General features: G+C 36.1%; 26 protein-coding genes and 1 other annotated feature. Of the genes, 12 read left to right on the forward strand and 14 right to left on the reverse strand.

Annotation, left to right across the window (positions count from 1 at the left end):
- Positions 1–106: 106 nt before the first annotated feature.
- Together MKX67_RS18875 and yugI are read right to left on the reverse strand one after the other, a co-directional pair.
- Positions 107–1,270 (reverse strand): iron-containing alcohol dehydrogenase, encoded by a 1,164-nt coding sequence (locus MKX67_RS18875; RefSeq protein ID WP_095372078.1) that lies wholly within the window; start codon positions 1,268–1,270, stop codon positions 107–109.
- 193 nt (positions 1,271–1,463) lie between these two features.
- Positions 1,464–1,868 (reverse strand): S1 domain-containing post-transcriptional regulator GSP13, encoded by a 405-nt coding sequence (yugI, locus tag MKX67_RS18880; RefSeq protein WP_095372077.1) that lies wholly within the window; start codon positions 1,866–1,868, stop codon positions 1,464–1,466.
- A 191-nt stretch (positions 1,869–2,059) separates the two neighbouring features.
- Between yugI and MKX67_RS18885 the strand changes: the two genes are divergently transcribed.
- Both MKX67_RS18885 and MKX67_RS18890 read left to right on the forward strand, forming a co-directional pair.
- Positions 2,060–2,344 (forward strand): helix-turn-helix transcriptional regulator, encoded by a 285-nt coding sequence (locus MKX67_RS18885; protein ID WP_095372076.1) that lies wholly within the window; start codon positions 2,060–2,062, stop codon positions 2,342–2,344.
- Between the two features lie 193 nt (positions 2,345–2,537).
- The gene (locus tag MKX67_RS18890) at positions 2,538–3,374 is read left to right on the forward strand and encodes an alpha/beta hydrolase (RefSeq protein WP_233435204.1); all 837 of its coding nucleotides are present in this window, start codon (positions 2,538–2,540) and stop codon (positions 3,372–3,374) included.
- A 19-nt stretch (positions 3,375–3,393) separates the two neighbouring features.
- On the opposite strand, the gene MKX67_RS18895 is transcribed toward MKX67_RS18890, so the two are convergent.
- The gene (locus MKX67_RS18895) at positions 3,394–3,657 is read right to left on the reverse strand and encodes a DUF1871 family protein (RefSeq protein ID WP_095372075.1); all 264 of its coding nucleotides are present in this window, start codon (positions 3,655–3,657) and stop codon (positions 3,394–3,396) included.
- Between the two features lie 88 nt (positions 3,658–3,745).
- Between MKX67_RS18895 and MKX67_RS18900 the strand changes: the two genes are divergently transcribed.
- Positions 3,746–4,915 (forward strand): MalY/PatB family protein, encoded by a 1,170-nt coding sequence (locus MKX67_RS18900; protein ID WP_095372074.1) that lies wholly within the window; start codon positions 3,746–3,748, stop codon positions 4,913–4,915.
- Between the two features lie 46 nt (positions 4,916–4,961).
- Here MKX67_RS18900 and MKX67_RS18905 read toward each other — a convergent pair whose 3' ends face one another.
- The 4 genes from MKX67_RS18905 to MKX67_RS18920 all read right to left on the reverse strand — a co-directional run bounded on the left by MKX67_RS18905 (position 4,962) and on the right by MKX67_RS18920 (position 7,480).
- Positions 4,962–5,534: a GNAT family protein gene (locus tag MKX67_RS18905; protein WP_342488587.1), complete on the reverse strand. Its 573-nt coding sequence runs from the start codon at positions 5,532–5,534 to the stop codon at positions 4,962–4,964.
- Between the two features lie 254 nt (positions 5,535–5,788).
- On the reverse strand, positions 5,789–6,349 hold the full coding sequence (locus MKX67_RS18910) for a superoxide dismutase family protein (protein WP_095372072.1): 561 nt from the start codon (positions 6,347–6,349) through the stop codon (positions 5,789–5,791).
- A 110-nt stretch (positions 6,350–6,459) separates the two neighbouring features.
- Positions 6,460–6,669 (reverse strand): hypothetical protein, encoded by a 210-nt coding sequence (locus MKX67_RS18915; RefSeq protein ID WP_095372071.1) that lies wholly within the window; start codon positions 6,667–6,669, stop codon positions 6,460–6,462.
- A 67-nt stretch (positions 6,670–6,736) separates the two neighbouring features.
- Positions 6,737–7,480, reverse strand: coding sequence for a peptidylprolyl isomerase (locus MKX67_RS18920; RefSeq protein ID WP_342488589.1), 744 nt, complete (start codon positions 7,478–7,480; stop codon positions 6,737–6,739).
- 147 nt (positions 7,481–7,627) lie between these two features.
- On the opposite strand from MKX67_RS18920, the gene MKX67_RS18925 reads away from it, so the two are divergent.
- Positions 7,628–8,008, forward strand: coding sequence for a kinase-associated lipoprotein B (locus MKX67_RS18925; protein ID WP_095372069.1), 381 nt, complete (start codon positions 7,628–7,630; stop codon positions 8,006–8,008).
- A 416-nt stretch (positions 8,009–8,424) separates the two neighbouring features.
- Here MKX67_RS18925 and kapD read toward each other — a convergent pair whose 3' ends face one another.
- Positions 8,425–9,036 (reverse strand): 3'-5' exonuclease KapD, encoded by a 612-nt coding sequence (gene kapD / locus MKX67_RS18930; protein WP_180316938.1) that lies wholly within the window; start codon positions 9,034–9,036, stop codon positions 8,425–8,427.
- 382 nt (positions 9,037–9,418) lie between these two features.
- On the reverse strand, positions 9,419–9,622 hold the full coding sequence (locus tag MKX67_RS18935; RefSeq protein WP_095372067.1) for a hypothetical protein: 204 nt from the start codon (positions 9,620–9,622) through the stop codon (positions 9,419–9,421).
- Positions 9,623–9,880: 258 nt separating this feature from the next.
- Between MKX67_RS18935 and MKX67_RS18940 the strand changes: the two genes are divergently transcribed.
- From MKX67_RS18940 to mnhG, 7 genes are read left to right on the forward strand one after another with little or no spacing between them, the layout of a single operon-like run.
- The gene (locus tag MKX67_RS18940) at positions 9,881–12,256 is read left to right on the forward strand and encodes a Na+/H+ antiporter subunit A (RefSeq protein WP_342488590.1); all 2,376 of its coding nucleotides are present in this window, start codon (positions 9,881–9,883) and stop codon (positions 12,254–12,256) included.
- Positions 12,228–12,668, forward strand: a complete 441-nt coding sequence (locus tag MKX67_RS18945) for a Na(+)/H(+) antiporter subunit B (RefSeq protein ID WP_180316937.1) — start codon at positions 12,228–12,230, stop codon at positions 12,666–12,668. The genes MKX67_RS18940 and MKX67_RS18945 overlap by 29 nt, the downstream gene beginning before the upstream one ends.
- Positions 12,668–13,009 (forward strand): Na(+)/H(+) antiporter subunit C, encoded by a 342-nt coding sequence (locus MKX67_RS18950; protein WP_095372064.1) that lies wholly within the window; start codon positions 12,668–12,670, stop codon positions 13,007–13,009. The genes MKX67_RS18945 and MKX67_RS18950 overlap by 1 nt, the downstream gene beginning before the upstream one ends.
- Positions 13,002–14,492 carry a Na+/H+ antiporter subunit D gene (locus tag MKX67_RS18955; protein ID WP_095373614.1) on the forward strand — a complete coding sequence of 497 codons (1,491 nt, stop codon included), beginning with the start codon at positions 13,002–13,004 and terminating at the stop codon, positions 14,490–14,492. Before MKX67_RS18950 ends, MKX67_RS18955 begins: the two co-directional genes overlap by 8 nt.
- Positions 14,493–14,497: 5 nt before the next feature.
- Positions 14,498–14,977, forward strand: a complete 480-nt coding sequence (locus MKX67_RS18960; RefSeq protein WP_095372063.1) for a Na+/H+ antiporter subunit E — start codon at positions 14,498–14,500, stop codon at positions 14,975–14,977.
- Complete coding sequence (locus MKX67_RS18965; RefSeq protein WP_095372062.1) at positions 14,974–15,258, forward strand: Na(+)/H(+) antiporter subunit F1; 285 nt, start codon at positions 14,974–14,976, stop codon at positions 15,256–15,258. Before MKX67_RS18960 ends, MKX67_RS18965 begins: the two co-directional genes overlap by 4 nt.
- Positions 15,242–15,643 (forward strand): monovalent cation/H(+) antiporter subunit G, encoded by a 402-nt coding sequence (gene mnhG, locus MKX67_RS18970; protein WP_095372061.1) that lies wholly within the window; start codon positions 15,242–15,244, stop codon positions 15,641–15,643. Before MKX67_RS18965 ends, mnhG begins: the two co-directional genes overlap by 17 nt.
- A gap of 239 nt (positions 15,644–15,882) precedes the next feature.
- Here mnhG and MKX67_RS18975 read toward each other — a convergent pair whose 3' ends face one another.
- Complete coding sequence (locus MKX67_RS18975) at positions 15,883–16,269, reverse strand: hotdog fold thioesterase (RefSeq protein ID WP_095372060.1); 387 nt, start codon at positions 16,267–16,269, stop codon at positions 15,883–15,885.
- Between the two features lie 125 nt (positions 16,270–16,394).
- On the opposite strand from MKX67_RS18975, the gene MKX67_RS18980 reads away from it, so the two are divergent.
- Positions 16,395–16,790: a hypothetical protein gene (locus MKX67_RS18980; protein ID WP_095372059.1), complete on the forward strand. Its 396-nt coding sequence runs from the start codon at positions 16,395–16,397 to the stop codon at positions 16,788–16,790.
- Between the two features lie 148 nt (positions 16,791–16,938).
- On the opposite strand, the gene MKX67_RS18985 is transcribed toward MKX67_RS18980, so the two are convergent.
- From MKX67_RS18985 to proS, 4 genes are all read right to left on the reverse strand, one after another.
- Positions 16,939–17,229 (reverse strand): hypothetical protein, encoded by a 291-nt coding sequence (locus MKX67_RS18985; protein ID WP_180316908.1) that lies wholly within the window; start codon positions 17,227–17,229, stop codon positions 16,939–16,941.
- 92 nt (positions 17,230–17,321) lie between these two features.
- Entirely contained in the window at positions 17,322–17,906 is a 585-nt protein-coding gene (locus MKX67_RS18990) for an ATP-dependent Clp protease proteolytic subunit (protein ID WP_095372058.1), read from the reverse strand.
- 24 nt (positions 17,907–17,930) lie between these two features.
- Positions 17,931–18,569: a sigma-70 family RNA polymerase sigma factor gene (locus MKX67_RS18995; protein WP_322910411.1), complete on the reverse strand. Its 639-nt coding sequence runs from the start codon at positions 18,567–18,569 to the stop codon at positions 17,931–17,933.
- An 81-nt stretch (positions 18,570–18,650) separates the two neighbouring features.
- On the reverse strand, positions 18,651–20,081 hold the full coding sequence (proS, locus tag MKX67_RS19000) for a proline--tRNA ligase (RefSeq protein WP_322910412.1): 1,431 nt from the start codon (positions 20,079–20,081) through the stop codon (positions 18,651–18,653).
- Between the two features lie 58 nt (positions 20,082–20,139).
- Positions 20,140–20,351 (reverse strand) — a binding site (T-box leader).
- Positions 20,352–20,809 lie beyond the last annotated feature (458 nt).

The raw sequence follows: 20,809 nt of genomic DNA on the forward strand, positions 1-20,809 counted from the left end.
TATGCTTGTATAAAGCAAACTCATACCAGGTGATCACATTTCCATTAAACCCAAATATGATAAGAACCTATAAAGAAAGCTCCCGTTTCACACGAGAGCTTCTTCCTTATAATGCTGAACGATAGATTGAAAGAACATCCTCTTTATCTAATACTTGAAAACGACCAAAAGGACCATTATGAACGGCTTTATTTGCCATATCTTCTAGTTTGCTATCGTCTATACCATAATCTGATAATTGTTCTGGTGCATCAATACTGTTCCAAAACAGTCTTAAACGAGCAATCCCTTCTAATGCGACTTCCTCATCTGTTTTACCTGTTGGATCGACTTCAAACACTCTTATTGCTAATTGTTTCATTCTCTCAGGCTTGGCATGTAATGTATGCTTAATCCAATGAGGGAATAAAATGGCCAAACCGCCACCATGAGGGATATCATAGACTGCCGAAACGGCATGTTCAATATTATGCGTTGCCCAGTCTCCTTTATAACCCATATTGAGAATACCGTTTAACGCCATTGTACCGCTATATAAAATGGTCGCACGATGCTCATAATTTTCTAAGTCATCTATTAGTTTTGGAGCTGTATCCATTATCGTTGTTAAGAGAGATTCGCACATACGATCTTGAAAGTCCGTATTTTCTTCCAAATGGAAATAATGCTCAAGTACATGAGACATCATATCGACTATGCCATAAATCGTTTGGTCTCTTGGCACTGAATATGTATGTTCTGGATCTAAAATTGAAAATTGAGGGAATACAGCTGGGCTTCCCCAAGACAATTTTTCATGTGTTTCCCAATTAGTAATGACCGCTCCAGAATTCATTTCAGAACCCGTTGCAGCTAATGTAAGGACAGTACCAAAGGGAATCGCTTCTTCCATTCTTACTTTATTTGTCACCATATCCCAAGCATCACCAGCAAATTTCGTTGCCCCCGCAATAGCTTTTGTACAATCGATAACACTCCCACCACCAACAGCTAGAATGAAATCAATTTCTTTCTCGCGGCAAATATTCACACCTTCACGAACAGAAGAGACACGAGGATTTGGATCAACCCCACCTAGTTCATACACTTCTGCATCCATTTTCTCAAGCTCATTCATTACCTTATCATATAGACCATTCCTTTTAATACTTCCACCACCATAAACTACCAGCACCTTACGGCCAAAAGGAGAAATCTCTTCACTTAATTTACTAAGTTCACCTTTACCAAAAATCAATCTCGTTGGATTCCAAAATGTAAAATTCTCCATTCTATCACCTTCCTTTTTTGTTATTATCATTTTTTTTACTAAGGATTGCAAAGAATACATCTTTTTTTATTTATTTTAAAAAATAAAATAAATGCCTCTCTGTAATTGTTTCTCCCAAGAAACTAAATGATTCTTTCATTCAACAAAAAAAGACACCGAGATTTCCCGGTGTCTTCTATGAAGCTGAACTAGCTTATTTTTTGATTAAATCTTCACGCTCAGATTGTGCAATCCACTCTTGCAACTTATCTTTTAGTGTATTGAAACCTTGGCTACCATTATCCTCTACTTTTTGAGCTACAGGATTATTTGGACGCTTACGAGGTTTTTTCTCTTTTTCTGTTGGAGCTGGTGCTTCTTGTGTTGCACGAATAGAAAGACCGATTTTTCCGGCATTTTCATCAATAGAAAGTACTTTTACTTGTACTTCATCTCCAACACTTAAATGTTCATTAATATCTTTAACGAAGCCATGAGTAACTTCTGAAATGTGAACAAGTCCTTGTGTATTTTCATCTAATGCAACAAAGGCACCATAAGGTTGAATACCTGTTACTTTACCAGTAATCACGCTGCCTACTTCAATTTTCTCTGACATGGGAACACTCCTAATTATTAATATTTTATCGTTTATATACGCAATAAAAAATTATATCATACTCTGTAGCTAATATCAAAAGTAAAATGGATAGTCAATAAATAGTCACAATTAATTAACGAAATGTTCATACAATTATCCATTAAAAAAGTTTATTGGTGGTAAAATAAAATATAGAAGGGGGGATAAAAATGAATCACATTGGTGAAAACATTCGCTTAGTCCGTGAACAACATGGGTTAACAAGATTTGAACTTGCAAAAAGAGCGCGGGTAGGTAGTGCAGTAATCGAAAGATATGAGTCAGGTATTTCCACCCCAGATACGCTAACAATCCTCAAGCTATGTACAATATTGGACATCCCAGTATCAACTATTACAAATCCACAAGTTGACCTTCAAAATCAGAACGAGTTGAACCATCCTATGCTTCATCAACAGGATACGAATGAAACTATTTCCAATTTTTACGTATAAACATGTAGGTATTCGGAAAGGCTTGTATTGTAAGTCTTTCTAGAATTCCCCCTTTGTTGAAGGCAATCTGTTATAGGATTGCCTATTTTTTATTTTATGCCGAAAATACAATGTTTCTCCTTGTAAGTAATGGCCACGAATGATATGACTTATAGTAACACCTTACATCACTGTAAAGAAATGAGGACAACCATTGCCAAACGATAAAATGCTTCTAAATGGAAATGACTTTTATTATGAATATTACCCACACCCAACCCCTAAACAATCATTTGTATTATTGCATGGGTTTCTTTCTTCCAGTTTTAGTTTTCGAAAGCTCATACCATTGCTACAAAAAGAAAATACAGTACTCACAATTGACCTCCCACCATTTGGGAAGAGCGGAAAAGCAAAAAAGTTTATCTACTCTTATGAAAATATTGCTTCAACTATTATTTTACTTCTTGAAAAATTATCTATTCAACAAATCGTGATGGTTGGGCATTCAATGGGAGGACAAATTTGCCTAAACATTGCTCATCAAAGACCAGACTTGCTCGAGGCTGTAGTCTTATTATGTAGCTCTTCTTATCTACCGAAAATGCCAGCAAAGTATGTTTACGCAAGTCACCTACCTTTCTTTTCTCATTTTGTAAAAAGATATCTTGAGAAATCAGGTGTAGAAAAAAACTTAAACAACGTTGTATATGAAAAAGAAATGATTGATGATGCCATGAGGGATGGTTATCTAGAACCATTTTTAAACAAGGATATCTTCTATTCCTTAGCGAGAATGATACGTGACCGGGAGGGAGATTTGGATGAGACCTTATTAAAAACAATTAACACTCCTTGTTTACTCATATGGGGGGAGGCAGACAAGGTGGTCCCTCTCTCTATCGGTCAAAGGTTACAGGGAGACCTACCGCATAGCGAATTACATATCCTTAAGCAGGCAGGACATCTTATACCCGAAGAAAAGCCTGAGGAGATTGTAGCAATTATCGAACAATATTTACAGAAAAAAGAGAATGGTGGGGTGAGATAATTTTTATTCCTTCACCCATTCATTCAATCTCGCAAGAACTATTATTTTTTATAACCAGGAGTTTCTTCGCGTATTTTTTACATTGAGCAAGAGGAATTACTTCATCAAAAGAGAATTCATATATAGCTTGGATGTTATGGGCCAATTCATTAGTATCGTCAACAGTTTGTACTATTTGGAGGATATCAGCTATTTCCGTATCGTAATTGCCTGTACCGATTTGAAATGGGTCCCAATCATTTAAACAATCTACTAACAATAGATTCATTTGTTGTGTATTCATTATACATTCACCTTATTATTTTTCATTTATGTTTACATATCTTATCATATAGATAGAAATCGATAAATAAAGAAATGGTGGGATAGAAGTGGAAAATCAATATTTTCATGAAATTTTTGATCGTAAAAATACGTCATCAGTGAAGTGGGAATTGACCAAAACGGTTTTTGGAGAAGAAGACGTCCTTCCAATGTGGGTCGCAGATATGGATTTCAAACCGCCTAAAGAGGTAACAAATGCACTACAAAAACGTTTAGATCACGGAATTTATGGTTATACATTTGCGTCCCCATCCTTACCAAAAGCAATCAAGGATTGGGTAAGTGTTCATCACGGCTGGGATATTCCCCTGCAGTCCATATTATACAATACCGGTGTGGTTCCATCTTTGGCAGCGGTCGTACAGACCTATACAGAAGAAGGGGACAATATATTAATACATACCCCTGTTTATCCACCATTCACAAATGTCATTGAAAGTAATCATCGTAAAGTTTTACGTTCTCCACTTAAGCTTGTTAATGGACATTACAAAATTGATTTTGATGACTTTGAACAGCAACTCAAAAAAGGGGCGAAAATGTTTATTCTCTGTAATCCTCATAATCCAGGAGGAAATGTGTGGTCAAAAGAAGATTTACAGAAGATCGGTGACTTATGTATCGCTTATGATTGCTTAATCCTATCAGATGAAATTCATGCAGACCTCGTCTATAAGCCAAAAAAACATGTCGCTATCGCTAGCTTAAGCGAGGAACTGAGAGGCCAGACGATTACATGCATTGCACCAACGAAAACTTTTAATATTGCTGGGTTGCAAGCATCCGCCCTTATTATTCCAAATGAGACATTAAGGAAAAAATTTGAAGATTTTCAAGCAAGACAAGGCTTCCATCAATTATCCATCTTTGGAATGGTCGGCATGGAAGCTGCTTATACCCATGGAGCAGAATGGTTAGAAGCTTTACTCTCATATTTACAACAAAATATCCAGAGTGTAAAAAGTTTTATTGATAAAGAATTGCCTGATATTGATGTCGTTGATCCAGAAGGGACGTATTTAATCTGGCTAGATTGTCGTAAACTCGGCTTAACTGATGATGACATTCAGCAAAAGCTTGTAAAGAAAGGAAAACTTGGATTAGAGCCAGGACCAAAATATGGCCCAGGTGGTGAAGGGTTTGTCCGTATGAACATCGCCTGCCCTCATGATATACTTATGGATGGACTTCACCGTTTAAAAACAGCATTTTCATAAGGATTCTGTAAAAACATGTCCGAAAAACTATTTCCGACATGTTTTTTTATTTCAATAAATTCTCTTCTATATGCTTTTTTATTTCTAGCCAATCTTCTATTGTCACACTATACATCACTGTGTGACGAATTTCTCCATTCCTACGAATCATATGATTACGTAATATTCCCTCCTTCTTAGCACCTATTCTCTCAATTGCCTTTTGTGATTGGAGGTTCTCATGGCCTGTTTTTATTTGTACTCGATTAAATTTCAGTTCTTCAAAACAATAAGACAATAAAAGGTATTTACAATTTGTATTGATTGCACTTCGCCAATAATGAGGATGAAGCCATGTTGAACCGATTTCTAACCTTTTATGGGTAAGATCCACATCTAAAAACCAGGTACAGCCAATAATTTGCTGCTCCTTTTTATTAAAAATAACAAAAGGGAACTCTCTTCCTTCTTCACGCTTTTTGATACCCGCTTCAACATATGTAACGACGTCACTATATTGGGTTAAATCCACTGACATATGTGTCCAAATTGACTCTTCTTTCGCTGCCTTGCTTATCCCTTCAATATGACAAGTTTCCATTGGAATCAGTTGTACTACATTATTTTCTAGTAGCTTCATAAAGGTCCCTCCCTTTAACCTATTAAAGCATATTTACTATAAAATAAATATGCTTTTTTACATAATATTCTTACTTTTATTCACGCAATGATTTTCATAAATTTTATTTTAAAAAACTTATGACTCACTTCGCTCACTTAATGGTTTACTCTCTTCCATCGATAAACCAGCCTAGTTTTTTTTCGTTTCCTAAGCAATAAAAAAGAACAAATTCCTTCCAGAATTTGTTCTTTCTTCCATTCATATAATATTGGTTAACTCTTACTATTTTGTGCTTCTTTCTGCTTTGGTTCTTTGTCTTTCGAAATCACTCCACAGGCAATTCTTTCCCCGGAGTCGCCAGAAGGCTGTGTCATTCCATCATCTGTTTTTTCATCAATGACAATAGATGTACCATCTTTTGTTAATAATGAAGACTTTTCATCTTTCATTGTAACTTCAGCTGCAACTAAGTCTGTCTTCACTTTCCCATCATCTTCCACAATAATATTAGGTAAATCACCCGCATGATGACCATCTTGATTCAGTAAACCATGATCTTTATCTTCGGGATTAAAGTGATTACCAGCCGATTTAAAGTCAGGAGCCTCACACTCACCTTTCTCATGGATATGAATAGCATGATCCCCAGGTGGCAGACCTTTTAAATCTAACCCTAACTTGACCCCACTGGCTTGCTCTTCTAATTTAACCTTACCAAGAGAATCCCCAACTGCGTTAAACATCTCTACATCTACCTTTTTTACTTCCTGTTCTGTACAACCCATTAATAAAACAGATAGACTAAATAATAAATAAACTATCTTCTTATTCATAAAGAAAGCCTCCAAAAAGAAAATCATGCACTTAGCTTTTCCCAATCCAAAAAAAATACAACCACTACTCAAAGTGGTTGTCGAAAAGTTTACAAACATGAAAGTTGTCTTCAATCAACAGAAGAGTTTTTACTTTTTTGTTTTAATTGGTCTTCGAGTTCGCGTGTTTTTTCACTCTCTTTTTTTGAGTGGTGAATAAACCATCTCATTACAAATGCTGCGAGAATCATAAAGGCAACTAACCATATAACGGCCGGAATATATTCTGTCTTGTCTTCTGGAAAATAAAGAAATAAAGAAAACACATAAGTTTGAAGCACGGCTATGTTCCTTTCTTACTTTCGTTGATATCCTTATTATAACAGTCGATGTAATCTATACCAACCTTTATTCGATGACTTGTATTTTCTCAATAATCACGTCTTCTACTGGTTTATCGTTTTCATTTACTTCTACTTGTGCAATATCATCAACAATATCCATTCCATCTATCACCTGTCCAAAAACAGTATGACGCCCATCTAGCCATGGCGTTCCACCACTTTCCACATATTTCTCAATAATTTCAGCTGGATATTCATTATCTTTCATCTGTTGTTCTAGGCCATCCCCTAATGTTGTATTCTGAACAATGAAAAATTGACTACCATTTGTATCAGCACCTTTGTTAGCCATCGATAAGGCACCGCGAATATTAAATAATTGATTAGAGAATTCATCCTCAAAGTATTCCCCGTAAATACTTTCTCCACCAAGTCCTGTGCCTTCAGGGTCTCCACCTTGGACCATAAACTCTTTCATAACACGATGAAAGATAACGCCATCATAATAGCCTTCTTTACTATGAGTGATAAAGTTTTCTACTGTCTTTGGTGCAATATCGGGAAAAAGTTTAATCGTAATTTCGCCTAATGATGTTACCAACTTAACGACTTGCTCATTTTCCCCTACTTCATTGGAAAGCTGTGGGAAACCTTTTACTTTAGCAGCTTCGCCTGTATCATCTTCTTGTGCTTTTTCCTCTGCTGTTGACTTGTCCTCTTTGTCTGCATCAGTTGTATCGTTATTCTCACCACAACCAGCAAGTAATAAAAGAAGCGTGGCAAATAAAACAAACCATTTTTTTCTCATTTTCTCACTCCCAAGCATATGTATTATACTACCATTATTTTAATATTGTACCGCTTTGTAAAGAGCCTATCTATCTGTTTTATGGATTGTCTTTCATTTCTTTCTCATTCATAATATAGGCAAGATCAATTGTTAGGAGGTACATCAATGAGTGAATTAAATATTGGAGATAAAGTTACCGGGATATACAAAACAGGGAAATATATTGGAGAAATCACAGACATCCGTCCGCAAAGTTATTTGGTAAGGGTCTTAGCAGTGCTGAAGCATCCTACACAAGGTGATCTTCACCATCCTAAAGAAGTAGACGGCGTTTTCTTTCAAGAAAGAAGAGCCTTGGCATATAGGGAACAAACGAATGTCCCTTTAAAAATGGTGAAACCTTTTACCGAAGATATTCCCGACTATCAAGATTCACTTCAAGAAGCCATTGAAAAAATGCGTGCAGAATTACTTAGCAAAAACACGCAATGGGCAGAAAAAAGCTTAATGAACTTAAAATCATTAGAAAAAGACTATTTTAAATAATTGTTTTTAAACGAACTGTCACAGATTGAGTCCTAAATCACATTGAGTAATTTAGGACTTAAACACCCCTTAACAGTCCATCTCTTTTGCCTACAGTTCTGGCTGATTTTGAAATCATTTATGTGGGCATTTCTTTGTACTCCATATTTCTAGTTAGCTCCTTTGCTTTTCTGATATTTGCTTTCTCAATAGTATGTGTGCGCTTCGGCTTGCTAACCGTCATTCCTTCTCTCACACCATGAATCCAATGCAAGCTAGTACTGGATTAAGTGGAGTAGATTAGCAACAGTACTGTAAAAACAGCGACTTTTTTCATTCGTAGTTTAGCAGCACCTTGACCACTTTTTTTGCATAAGGTTTGATATTAAAAACAGGTTTACATGCAAAAAAATAAGACCCAATTTCACTTTGAGTCCTTACACATGTTGCTTCAACAGCTTAGAAAAATCTATGACATCCCCGATTGTAGCAGGCTTTGGTTTCTTTAGATAGCGCTTATCTTTTTCCACAAGCTTAAAGATCTGATAAGTCGTTAAGGCATCATCCAATGCTTTATGGTGCTTCCCCGTGCCTTCTTTTCCATACTCTTGCACAGCTCTCCATAAACCTGTCTGATTCTGATTACCGAAGAATCGTTTATATTCCATTGATAAATCTATTTCTTTACCATCAAAGGGAAACGGTAACTCCGTATGTAAACAATTATTTCGCAGCACCTTCATATCCATATTTCCCCATGTAACGATTTTTAAGGAGGAGACAGTTGGTATTTTCGAAAACTGGTCTAGCATTTGTTTAAAAGTGATGCCTGTATCAACCTGTTGTTGAGAAATTTTCAAAAACGAGCTACACCTTTTAGATAAATGAGGGTACTTAATTGGTTTCACATAAGATGAAAACTGGTCAACGATGTTTCCACCCTCTACCAAAATATAGCCTACTTCAATGATTTCAGGATAAAACCCTTTCCAATTCCGTTCTGGCATTGTAAATTCAAAATCAATAAATAAATACCTTGCTCCTTCCATCAGCTGAGATCCCCCTTTTTACGTAAATAATAAGAAAAGATCCTTTCTTTAAACGGATTTTTCCGTGTACTCTTTATTGTTATTATAGCATGCTATTTTTTTATTTTTCAGTTATTTGAATTAAAACCTAAATATACTCCATCATATTCCTGACTGTCCCAAATATGTACCTTTTTATTTCTCATGTGATGTACGCTCATTTCAGAAAAACCCCAAAACCCCTTACCTAAATAAACCAAAGAAGTTATGCATCGTATTAGGATTGCATTATTCATTATAATCTCATAATCATTTCAAATAAAAAAGATCCGAGCAAAGTCAAATTTGCCCGGACCTTCCAAGTCTCATTAGTCATATTTACCACGTATTTTTGAAAATTTTCTCAAGACACTTCTCTAATTTTCACGTACTCTCTCGGAGCAAAATCAGATACATCCGCTTCTATTTCCAGATTACTCCATTCACTTTCATACTTTTTAGATTGATCTGCCTTCAGTTTATTTGACATTTCCTGAGATTCAACGAACCAAGCACTGCAGAAAATAATGGCAAATATGCCTATAGCAGTTATTATTTTCCCAAACATTTACAAACCACCACCTAAAAATAGTTTGTATAATTATTCGTTTTTTTATTCATTTAAAAAATTTTTGCCAAAAATCGACGTGTTTCTACTTATTTATAAAGTTTATGGGGAAACCTACTGCTAGAGGATTTCTTCAATGCAACTGATAACTTTTTACGTTATAATTACTACCGTAGCTGTTGAACTTTAGTATGAATAGCATATTTCTCTGCATTATCTTGCAATTCACAGATTTTTTCTTCAAAAGGGGGTAATTTCTTGTCACTGTTACATTTGGCGATTATTGCGCCATTTATTATCGCAGTGTTTGTACCGCTAATATATAAAAATATTAAGTCAGTACACACAGGGTGGTTTATACTACCACTTCCTATTCTGCTGTTCATTTATTTCAGTAGTTTTATTTCTAAAACAACAAATAAACAAGTAACAATGGAATCGTTTTCATGGATCTCTTCTTTAGGAATTGACTTCACAGTTAAAGTGGATGGACTAGGTTTATTATTCGCTTTATTAATTACTGGGATTGGTTCGTTAGTTATTCTGTATTCTATTTACTATCTTTCTAAACAGAAAGAGAAATTAAATACATTCTATGTTTATTTATTGCTGTTCATGGGGGCAATGCTTGGTGTTGTTTTATCAGACAATTTAATTGTCCTTTATGCGTTTTGGGAATTAACTAGCTTTTCATCTTTTCTCTTAATTGGCTATTGGTACAATCGAGAGAAATCACGTTATGGTGCACAAAAATCAATGATTATCACCGTTTTAGGTGGACTAGCTATGTTGGGAGGAATCATCCTTCTCTATAACATGACCGGAACGTTCAGTATTACCGAAATTGTCGCACAAGCTGACACAATTATTGATCACCCACTTTTTGTTGCCGCTCTTTTATGTATTCTATTAGGTGCATTCACGAAATCGGCACAATTTCCATTCCATATCTGGTTACCAGATGCGATGGAAGCACCAACCCCTGTTAGTGCTTACCTTCACTCAGCTACAATGGTTAAAGCGGGGATCTATCTAGTAGCTAGAATGAGTCCAGTTTTTGCCGAAGACACTTTATGGATGGGGCTCATCATTGCTTTTGGATTGTTCACATTATTCTGGGGATCCTTCTCAGCGGTCAAACAAACAGATCTAAAATCTATCCTAGCCTTTTCGACCATAAGTCAACTTGGATTAATTATGTCTTTACTAGGCGTAGGAGCTGCTGCGCTGCATTACGAACAACCTGAATATTTTATGGTAGCAACTACTGCTGCAATTTTCCATTTGATGAACCATGCTACCTTTAAAGGAAGTTTATTTATGGTCGTAGGGATAGTCGACCATGAAACAGGTACAAGGGATATTCGTAAGCTAGGTGGTTTGATGAACCTCATGCCAATTACATTTACGATTGCTATAATTGGCACCTTTGCTATGGCTGGGTTACCACCATTCAATGGCTTCCTTAGCAAAGAGATGTTCTTTACTGGTATGATTAATGCACTTCATATGGATTTTGATTGGAGCATTATTATTCCAGTTATTGCTTGGATTGCGAGTGTGTTTACTTTCATATACAGTATGATCCTTGTTTTCAAAACATTTACAGGGAAATATCAACCAGAGAAATTAGAGAAAAAACCGCATGAAGCCCCTATTGGTATGCTTATTTCTCCAATTATTTTAGCATCATTAGTTATTGTAATCGGCTTTTTCCCTAATCTCGTAAAACCTTTGTTAGTACCTGCTATAGAAACGATTATGCCTATGTATGAGTTTGATGTTCATATTTCTATGTGGCACGGTTTTAATACAGAATTATTTATGACAATCGGTGTTATTATTGTTGGGATTCTAATGTACCTTGGATTAAATAAATGGCGTGGCATTTATGGTATTTTCCCGGAGAAAATTACACTTAACCGCTTCTATGATGGGTTACTTGATTCAATGTATAAAGGCTCTTTCAGCTTAAATCGCAATGTAATGTCAGGATCCATTAACCATTATTTAAGCTATATGTTTATTTTCATGGTTGTGCTTATTATTGGTTCATTATTTGGGCTAGACGCTTTCGCCTTTAGCACTGATAATTTAGCGCCAATTGAATTCTACGAAGTAATACTAACATTTATTGTGGCTGCTGCATCTATCGCTCTATTGTTTACTAAGTCTCGTATTGTTTCTATTCTACTAACTGGAACAATAGGATATATGGTTGCCTTGCTATTCATCGTTTTTAGAGCGCCAGATTTAGCGCTCACTCAATTGGTGATTGAGACAATTTCTGTATCACTATTCTTACTTTGCTTCTATCACTTACCGAAGAAATTGACAGACGATCCTGTACCAGTGAAAGTGCGAAATGCCATTATTTCAGTAGGGGTTGGCTTATTCGTCATTTTAGTTGGATTAACAGCGCATAGTACGAAACTATTTGATTCTATTTCACAATATTATATTGAGAATACGTATAGTGAAGCTGCTGGGAAGAACATGGTTAATGTAATCTTAGTTGACTTTAGGGGCTTTGATACGATGTTTGAAATCGCCGTGTTAGGTATTGCTGCATTAGCTATTTTCGGTCTGATTAAGCTAAGGAGAAATGGAGGAAAGAAAATTGAAAACAAGTAACGTTATCTTGCAATCGATGACGAAAGTGTTATTATTTCTCATCATGATTTTCTCCATTTATATCTTTTTTGCTGGACATTATACACCTGGAGGCGGATTTGTAGGCGGCTTATTAACGTCAGGCGCCATCCTGCTTCTACTCTTAGCCTATGACCTTCAAACAGTAAGAAATATTTTACCATTCAACTTCTTATATATGGTTGCACTTGGTTTAGTTTTTGCTATTGGAACAGGTGCAGGTGCATTTATTTACAACAAACCTTTTTTAACACATGCATTTGGAGACCTTCATGTACCTATTTTAGGTGAGCTTCACTTGCATACAGCGACATTGTTTGATCTAGGGGTATATCTTGTTGTTGTAGGTGTAACGATGTCCATTATTCAAACGATAGGAGGAGATGATGAATAATGGAAATACTAATGATTTTTATTGCCGGCATTCTTTTCATGTCTGCAACCTATTTGATGCTTTCACGAAGTGTTGTGCGAATCATTTTAGGGACAACTGTATTAAGTCATGGCGTACATCTTCTCTTATTAACTATGGGAGGCTTGAAGAGAGGTGCACCACCTTTAGTGGGTGAAGAAGCAAGCGCATATACAGACCCTCTTCCTCAAGCACTCATTTTGACAGCAATCGTTATTGCTTTTGGAGTTACTGCTCTATTCCTCGTATTAGGGTATCGCTCATACAAAGAACTTGGCACAGATAATATGGAGAAATTGAGAGGAAATGATGGCAATGATTAATTTTTTGATACTCCCTATTCTAGTTCCGTTAATTACCGCCGTCATTCTGATCTTTTTAAATAAATCAGTTATTGCTCAAAGGTGGGTTGCTGGTCTATCAGCCTTTGCTACAGTCATTCTATCTGCACTATTAGTGAATCAGGTAAAAAATGACGGTATACAAACATTAAACTTATCGAACTGGGATGCCCCTTTTGGTATAACCCTTGTTTCTGATATGTTATCATCTTTACTTGTATTAACAACGAGTATCGTCGCATTTGCATGTATTATTTATTCATTTAAAGGAATTGGCGAAGATCGTGAAAAATATCATTTTTATGCCGCTTTACAATTTTTAATTGTTGGTGTAAATGGTGCTTTTACGACAGGCGATATTTTTAACCTTTTTGTATTTTTTGAAGTCATGTTAATGTCTTCTTATGCTTTAATTCTACTCGGTGGAACGAAAATTCAATTAAGAGAATCCATCAAGTATATTTTAGTTAACGTTATTTCTTCCGGTTTATTCGTCATTGCAGTTGGTTACCTTTATTCGGTCGTAGGAACTTTGAATATGGCGCATATTGCTGAGAGAGTGAGTGAAATAAGCGGGGTTTCTCAACCTGGTGTGATTACGATTATTGGAATCATATTCCTCATCGTCTTTGGTTTGAAAGGGGCAATATTCCCGTTATATTTCTGGTTACCGGGCTCTTATTATGCACCTCCAGCACCTGTAATGGCTATTTTTGGAGCACTCCTCACAAAAGTCGGTGTATATTCTATTATTAGAACTTACTCCCTATTCTTTTACGAAGAAGGTGGATATGTTCAACAAGTGATCATGATCTTAGCGATTTTAACTATTATTACTGGGATTATCGGTGCACTGGCTTATTGGGATGTTAAAAAGATTATCATATACAACATTATTGTTGCTGTCGGTATCATTCTGTTCGGAGTAAGTACAATGAATGAAAATGCTTTAACAGGATCAATATTCTATCTTATTCATGACATGATTATCAAAGCAGGGTTATTCTTACTTGTTGGGTTAATGGCAACCATTACGGGTACAAATAACTTAAAGCAAATGGGCGGATTAATAAAGAATTATCCAGGGTTCAGCTGGACATTCTTCCTTGCAGCACTTGCATTAGCTGGTATTCCACCATTAAGTGGTTTCGTTGGAAAAGTCCTTATTGTTCAAGGTGGATTTTCATCTGAACACTTCATTGGCGCTGCAATTGTGTTAGCATCTAGCTTATTCGTGCTCATCTCTATTATGAAAATCTTTATTAATGGCATTTGGGGCGAACCAAAAACATTTGCAAATGAAAAGACAGTTCCTTATAAGCAGTTATTAATCGCTCCAGTGATCTTAGTCATTCTTTCTATCTGCTATGGTGTAGGTGCAGATTTTGTTTATCCGTATATCTCTCAAGCTGCTGAAAGTTTAATCAACACCAATTTATATATCGATGCAGTTCTAAAGGAGTAGTGAGTATGGCAGTTCAAATTTTATTAAATGTTTGTCTTGGGTTTATGTGGATGTTTCTAACAACAACGTATGATCTAGTGGCATTTATCAAAGGATACTTTTTTGGCCTACTCATTTTGTTTGTATTTAGAAATTTCTTCAGCAGCCGTTTTTATTTGTACCGTGTTTATGCAGTGGTTAAATTGCTCTTTATCTTTATACGAGAGCTAATTCTAGCCAACATTGCTGTCGTTAAGATTGTGTTAACACCTAAGCTACACAACACGCCTGGGATATTTGCCTATCCAACAAGTTTAGAAAAGGACTGGGAAATTACCACACTATCTAACTTAATTACCCTAACACCAGGTACGTTAGTAGTAGATATATCAGAAGATAAGAAAATCCTTTTTGTACATGCTGTAGATATGAATGATGTCCAGGATGAAATAGAAGCGATTCAAACAAGCTTCGAAAAGGCGATTATGGAGGTGAGCCGAAAATGATACAAACTGCCGTTACAATTGCAATCATTTGTTTAGCTCTATCCATGCTTGCATTAGTCTACCGAATCATTAAAGGCCCAACATTGCCGGATCGTATCGTTGCTTTAGACGCCGTTGGTGTAAACATTGTTGGTATTGTCGCGTTAATATGTATCAAAGTAGATACAACTGCCTATGTAGAGTTCATTTTACTATTTGGGATATTAGCGTTTATCGGGACAGTAGCCTTCTCCAAATATCTAGAGAAGGGAGTCATCATTGATCATGATAGAGATCGCTAATATTATCATCGTCATATTTATTATTCTCGGAGCGTTCTTTCACTTAATAGCTGCGCTAGGTGTAATCAGATTACCTGATGTATATACGAGAAACCATGCTGCTTCAAAAGCTGCTACACTTGGTGTCCTTTGTATATTATTAGCTGCATTCTTTTACTTTTATTTTCATGAGAGTGAGTTTAATACAAGAGTACTTCTCTGCATCGTCTTTATGTTTTTAACAGCTCCAGTTGCTGGCCATTTACTTGGAAGAGCAGCCTATCATCATGGCGTAAAAATGGAAGGTAGTAAGGTTGATGATTACCAAGAATACCTCGAGATAAAGAAATCTAATGAACAACAAAAATATGAAGAATTTAAAAAGAAATTAGGGAAGAATCTATAAAAAAAAACGCTACCATATGCAATCTAAACTGCATGTAGGTGGCGTTTTTTTTATTTTAATAAACAAATTTTCCAATCGTGACTAATCAAATGAATGAAACGTAACTAAGTGCGGTTTATTAAAAATGATTGTTGTGTGGATACTGGACACCATGCGAAGGTTTAACTTTCATATCATACAATGCCACATATAAAACCAAAAAAAAACAGGGTAGAAATTACCTTTCCACCCGCATTTCATTAAGACTTTTTCAATTTTAAAACAGCCATTGTACACCTTGATGCACATATTAATTTTTCTTGTTCATCGACGATCTTTATTTCCCAAACCATCGTTGTTTTTCCTTGATGTAGAACTGTTGCAATTGCTGTCACAACGCCGTCTTTCTTTGACTTAATATGGTTAGCATTAATCTCTAGTCCTGCTACACCTTCTGTTTCTTTATCAACGAGTTCATAAGCACCTAAGCTCGCTACAGTTTCAGCAAGCGCTACAGAAGCCCCTCCATGAAGGATACCAAATGGCTGTCTCGTTCTGCCGTCTACAGGCATAGTGGCAACAACCTTTCCCTTTTCAAGGCTTGTAATTTCAATACCTAACGTTTCTATCATTGTTTTTGGATACATATGTACGCCTCCCCTCAACTACCATTATAACCGAACATATATTTTATGGGAATATTCTGTTTAATCATAGAATAAGCCTTAGGCACATATATTTATGCTAATGCGATATTGAAAGGAGACCTATGATGTATCCTACACGTTTTAATCCCTCTCCTATTTGTCCGTATCCTTATACCTATCCTATATATTGCCACCCTTATCCACCAATACCTATACGTTCATTCCCTCCAGTTAATCCGGATCAGTTCATTCAATCAGCAAAAGCAATGGAAGTATTAATGAATAGTGCTAGTAAATTACTTGATAAAATGGCGAAGTCCAGAGAATACTCCTATAATATTATGACTGCTGCCCAGGAATCAAATCAAACAAAAGTTAATCAATTAATTGATTCTGCTAATCTGAACAATCATCCGAAAGTTACTTATACACCAGATGGATTAACATTAAATTTTCAATCTGCCGGTGATCAAAGTGCGAATTTGTCATTAAAATTAAAATGGACTACGATGCAAATGTAGGGGTAAGCCATATTTTCAAACCTAATATAGAAGAGCAGTCAATTTACGACTGCTTTTTATTTTTATAATCTTGGTTATGATTTTGCTGTACTATAAATTTAAGCTTACAAAAAAATACCACAGCATCTCTCCGTGGTATCATTTTTATCTAGTTAATCTCATTATTTATATTAATATTTGGTCCATAAAGATTGGGATTGCCAGCATAGGGATTTTGGTAGCCACCAAAACCTTGATTGCCATATGGAACAGGGCCGGGGCCGTAACCGTATCCATATGGTGGACAAGGTCCTCCAAAACACGGCCTAGGTCTAAAGAACAGCGGTGCGGCTAACGCCCCTCCCGCTAATCCTCCAAGAAAACCGCCAACAAATGGCGCCGCCAAAAAGGGAAAAAAGCGTTCATCCGCAACACCAGGATGTCGATAATAATAATGCACTAGGGATTACCTCCTTTAATTAAAAGCTGGGTACCTTCCCTATTACATATGCATCTATCATCAATTAAGCGTGGGCTTAATGTGAGTTATTATCATTCACTCTTCGTTAAAATAGCATCCGCGATTCCATAATCCACCGCTTCTTGTGCGCTCATAAAATAATCACGTTCTGTATCCAACTTCACCTTGTCTAATGGTTGATTTGTTTTCTCGGCAATCATTTGGTTGGTTACGTCTTTTAGCTTTAATATCCTTCTTGCAGAGATCTCAATATCTGTCGCTTGCCCTCTTGCACCACCTAAGGGCTGATGAATCATTACTTCGCTATGAGGAAGCACAAATCGTTTTCCTTTCGTGCCAGATAGAAGCAGTAGTGCACCAAATGAGGCAGCCATCCCTGTACAGATAGTGCGAATATCACACCTAACATAGTCGAGTGTATCTAAAATAGCAAAGCCCGCTGTTGTTGATCCTCCAGGACTATTAATATAGAGTGAAATATCTTTTTTCTCATCTTCTGCAGCTAAAAATAGTATTTGAGCAACAATATTATTCGCCATATGATCATTGATTTCTTCACCAATCATAATAATCCGATCTCTCAATAGTCTTGAATAAATGTCATAGGACCGTTCACCTTTAGCCGTTTGTTCAATTACATAAGGTATTGTACTCATTAGGAAACCTCCAAAAGGCAAGCATTAAGCTGCCATCATATTGAAAGCATTTGAAGGGGTGCTTTGCTTGGAAGTACTATAATGATTAATTATTGGCAGTAATTTGATAAGCTCAGTGGGATGTTGATGCTCAAATGCACGATGGAAAACTTGAAAGATTTTTCTCTCGACCGGCTCATCCCATTGCTGATTTAATTCTTTCATATCTGTTCCTAAACGTCTTCTTGCTCGATGCAATAAACTCTTAACAGAGGCTTCTTTCATATTTAACATCTCTGCAATTTCACTATTCTTAAATAAAAACGCTTCTTTTAATGAAAAAGCTAGCGCCTGTTGCACAGTTAATTTCTCTAATAATAATTCAATTGTTTCTGTCAAATGATGATTTCTTGTTTCGATATCAACATGATTTTCTGTTAATTGCTCTTTTTTCTTTTTTCTAACCACATCGATCCATTGATGATAAGCAATTTTCTTTAACAAAGCTCGTGTTAATTTAGCCTCGTTATACTTCATTGCCTTCAAGATGGTTTCTTGCGCTATGTCCTCTCCATCCCACTCATTTTGGCAAAGAAAGGTGCAATAGCTTACTAAGTCTCGATAATACTTTTTCGCAATCAAATCTAACGTTGCTGACCGGCTTACCATCTGCTCCTTCTGCATTGTTTCCTTCACCCCTTCACACTTTCTATTACTTAAACGGCTATAAGTGAAAAAAAGATATGGGTCAATAAAATTTTTTTCTTAATAAGCTTTAGCCCAATAGACAAGATGCTGTGCTTCTTCTTTACAGCAAACACACGCTTTAGCAATCGCCGTTTCATCAAATGGCATACATCGGGAAGTCACACTTGTGTCTTCTTTTATTTTCTCTTCGCATGCTTGATTGCCACACCACATCGCTTTGACGAATCCTTGTTTTTCATTAAATATCTGCTTAAACTCTTCATAAGTATATGCTTCATACGTATGTTCGTTGCGATGTTCTTTTGCCTTATGATAAAGTGAAGTTTGAACCTTTTCTAAGAGTTGAACAATTGTTTCTTCTAGATTTTCTAATGGAGTGACCATTTTCTCCCCTGTATCTCTTCTTGCAAGTACGACTTGGCCCTTTTCAATATCTTTAGGACCTACTTCTAAGCGAATGGGCACACCCTTCATTTCATATTCATTAAATTTCCAACCTGGCTTTTTATCACTTGCATCAATATCTACGCGCGCTACTTTACTTAGTCTTTCTTTTAAATCATAGGCAAAATCTAATACGCCACCCTTATGTTGCGCAATAGGAACAATCATTACCTGCTTTGGGGCAACCTTTGGCGGAATTACTAAACCTCTGTCATCACCGTGGACCATAATCATCGCACCGATAATTCTGGTTGTGAATCCCCAAGAAGTTTGCTGCACATACTGCTCTTTTCCATCTTGGTCGGTAAATTGAATCCCAAATGCCTTTGCAAAGCCATCTCCTAAATGATGAGATGTCCCTGATTGTAGCGCTTTACCATCATGCATTAAACTTTCAATTGTATAAGTTAATTTAGCGCCAGCAAACTTTTCTTTTTCCGTTTTCTTGCCTTTAACAACAGGGATAGCTAAAAGATTTTCACAAATATCTGCATAGACTTCTAGCATCTTTACTGTTTCTTCTAACGCTTCTTCATCCGTCGCATGACAAGTATGGCCCTCTTGCCATAAAAACTCCAACGTTCGTAAAAATGGTCTTGTTGTTTTCTCCCATCGAACAACATTTGACCATTGATTATAAAGCTTTGGTAAATCACGATAAGAGTGAATAATATTTTTATAATGTTCTCCGAATAGTACTTCTGATGTCGGGCGCACACAAAGTCTCTCAGCAAGCTCATCTTCCCCACCATGAGTTACCCAAGCGACTTCTGGGGCAAATCCTTCAATATGATCTTTTTCTTTCTGAAGAAGGCTCTCAGGTATAAATAGAGGCATATAAACATTTTCATGCCCAGTTTCTTTTATCTTTTGATCAAGTGCTGATTTAATGTTCTCCCAAAGGGCGTAACCATATGGACGAATAATCATTGAACCTCTCACACTCGAATAATCGACTAAATCAGCTTTCTTTACGACATCTGTATACCATTGTGGAAAATCTTCATTCATTGATGTTATTTCTTTCACAAACTGCTTACCCATATTGACACCTCATTTTTAATTTTTATTCTTTCAAAGACACAAAAAAGCCCTGCTTTCAAATAGGGACCCAATGACTGGTGGTACCACCCTATTTCAAAGCAAAGCTTTGCACTCTTATTGATAACGGTTCAACAAGTAAACCGCATATTCTAAAGAATATGTACTCAGAGGGCAGGTTCAGCTTTTCATTAATAGATATCTTACAGCACAAACGGATACCTTCTCTGAAAATAATGATGAAAACTTACTATTCCTCATCAACGATTAACTATTTTTTGAAGATTATATAGAGTTTAATGAAAAATGTCAAATTTTGATTGAAGGCTCTTGGTCTAATGGCTTTTTACTTCTCTTTTTAGCCCTCTCAAGTGACCTTTTTTCTATTACTAGACTAATTGGTACACAAGAAGAGGCAAAAAAATAAGATGATCAATAACAGAATGTGAAAAGATAAACCTTTCCGTACAAAGAATACAATCCATTTTTCTATTTTAATATTTTGAAGGAATTCGATTATCCCCTATATGTGTAACTAGAAAAATACAGCCCTATTAAATCCTTGAATGGTAAAGGGGCTCCTGAAGATACGTTAACCATCATAGCAAAGAATACTAAATGAAGGCTATAAGAAAATCGCGTTCAACATGATTTAGTATCAACTGAACTACTCCTACAAATTCATACATCGTCTAATATATCATCCAAAAAGTAAAAAAACCTACCCCTAT

It is taken from the genome of Cytobacillus sp. FSL W7-1323 (assembly GCF_038595015.1).
GTDB classification, from domain to species: domain Bacteria; phylum Bacillota; class Bacilli; order Bacillales; family Cytobacillaceae; genus Cytobacillus; species Cytobacillus kochii.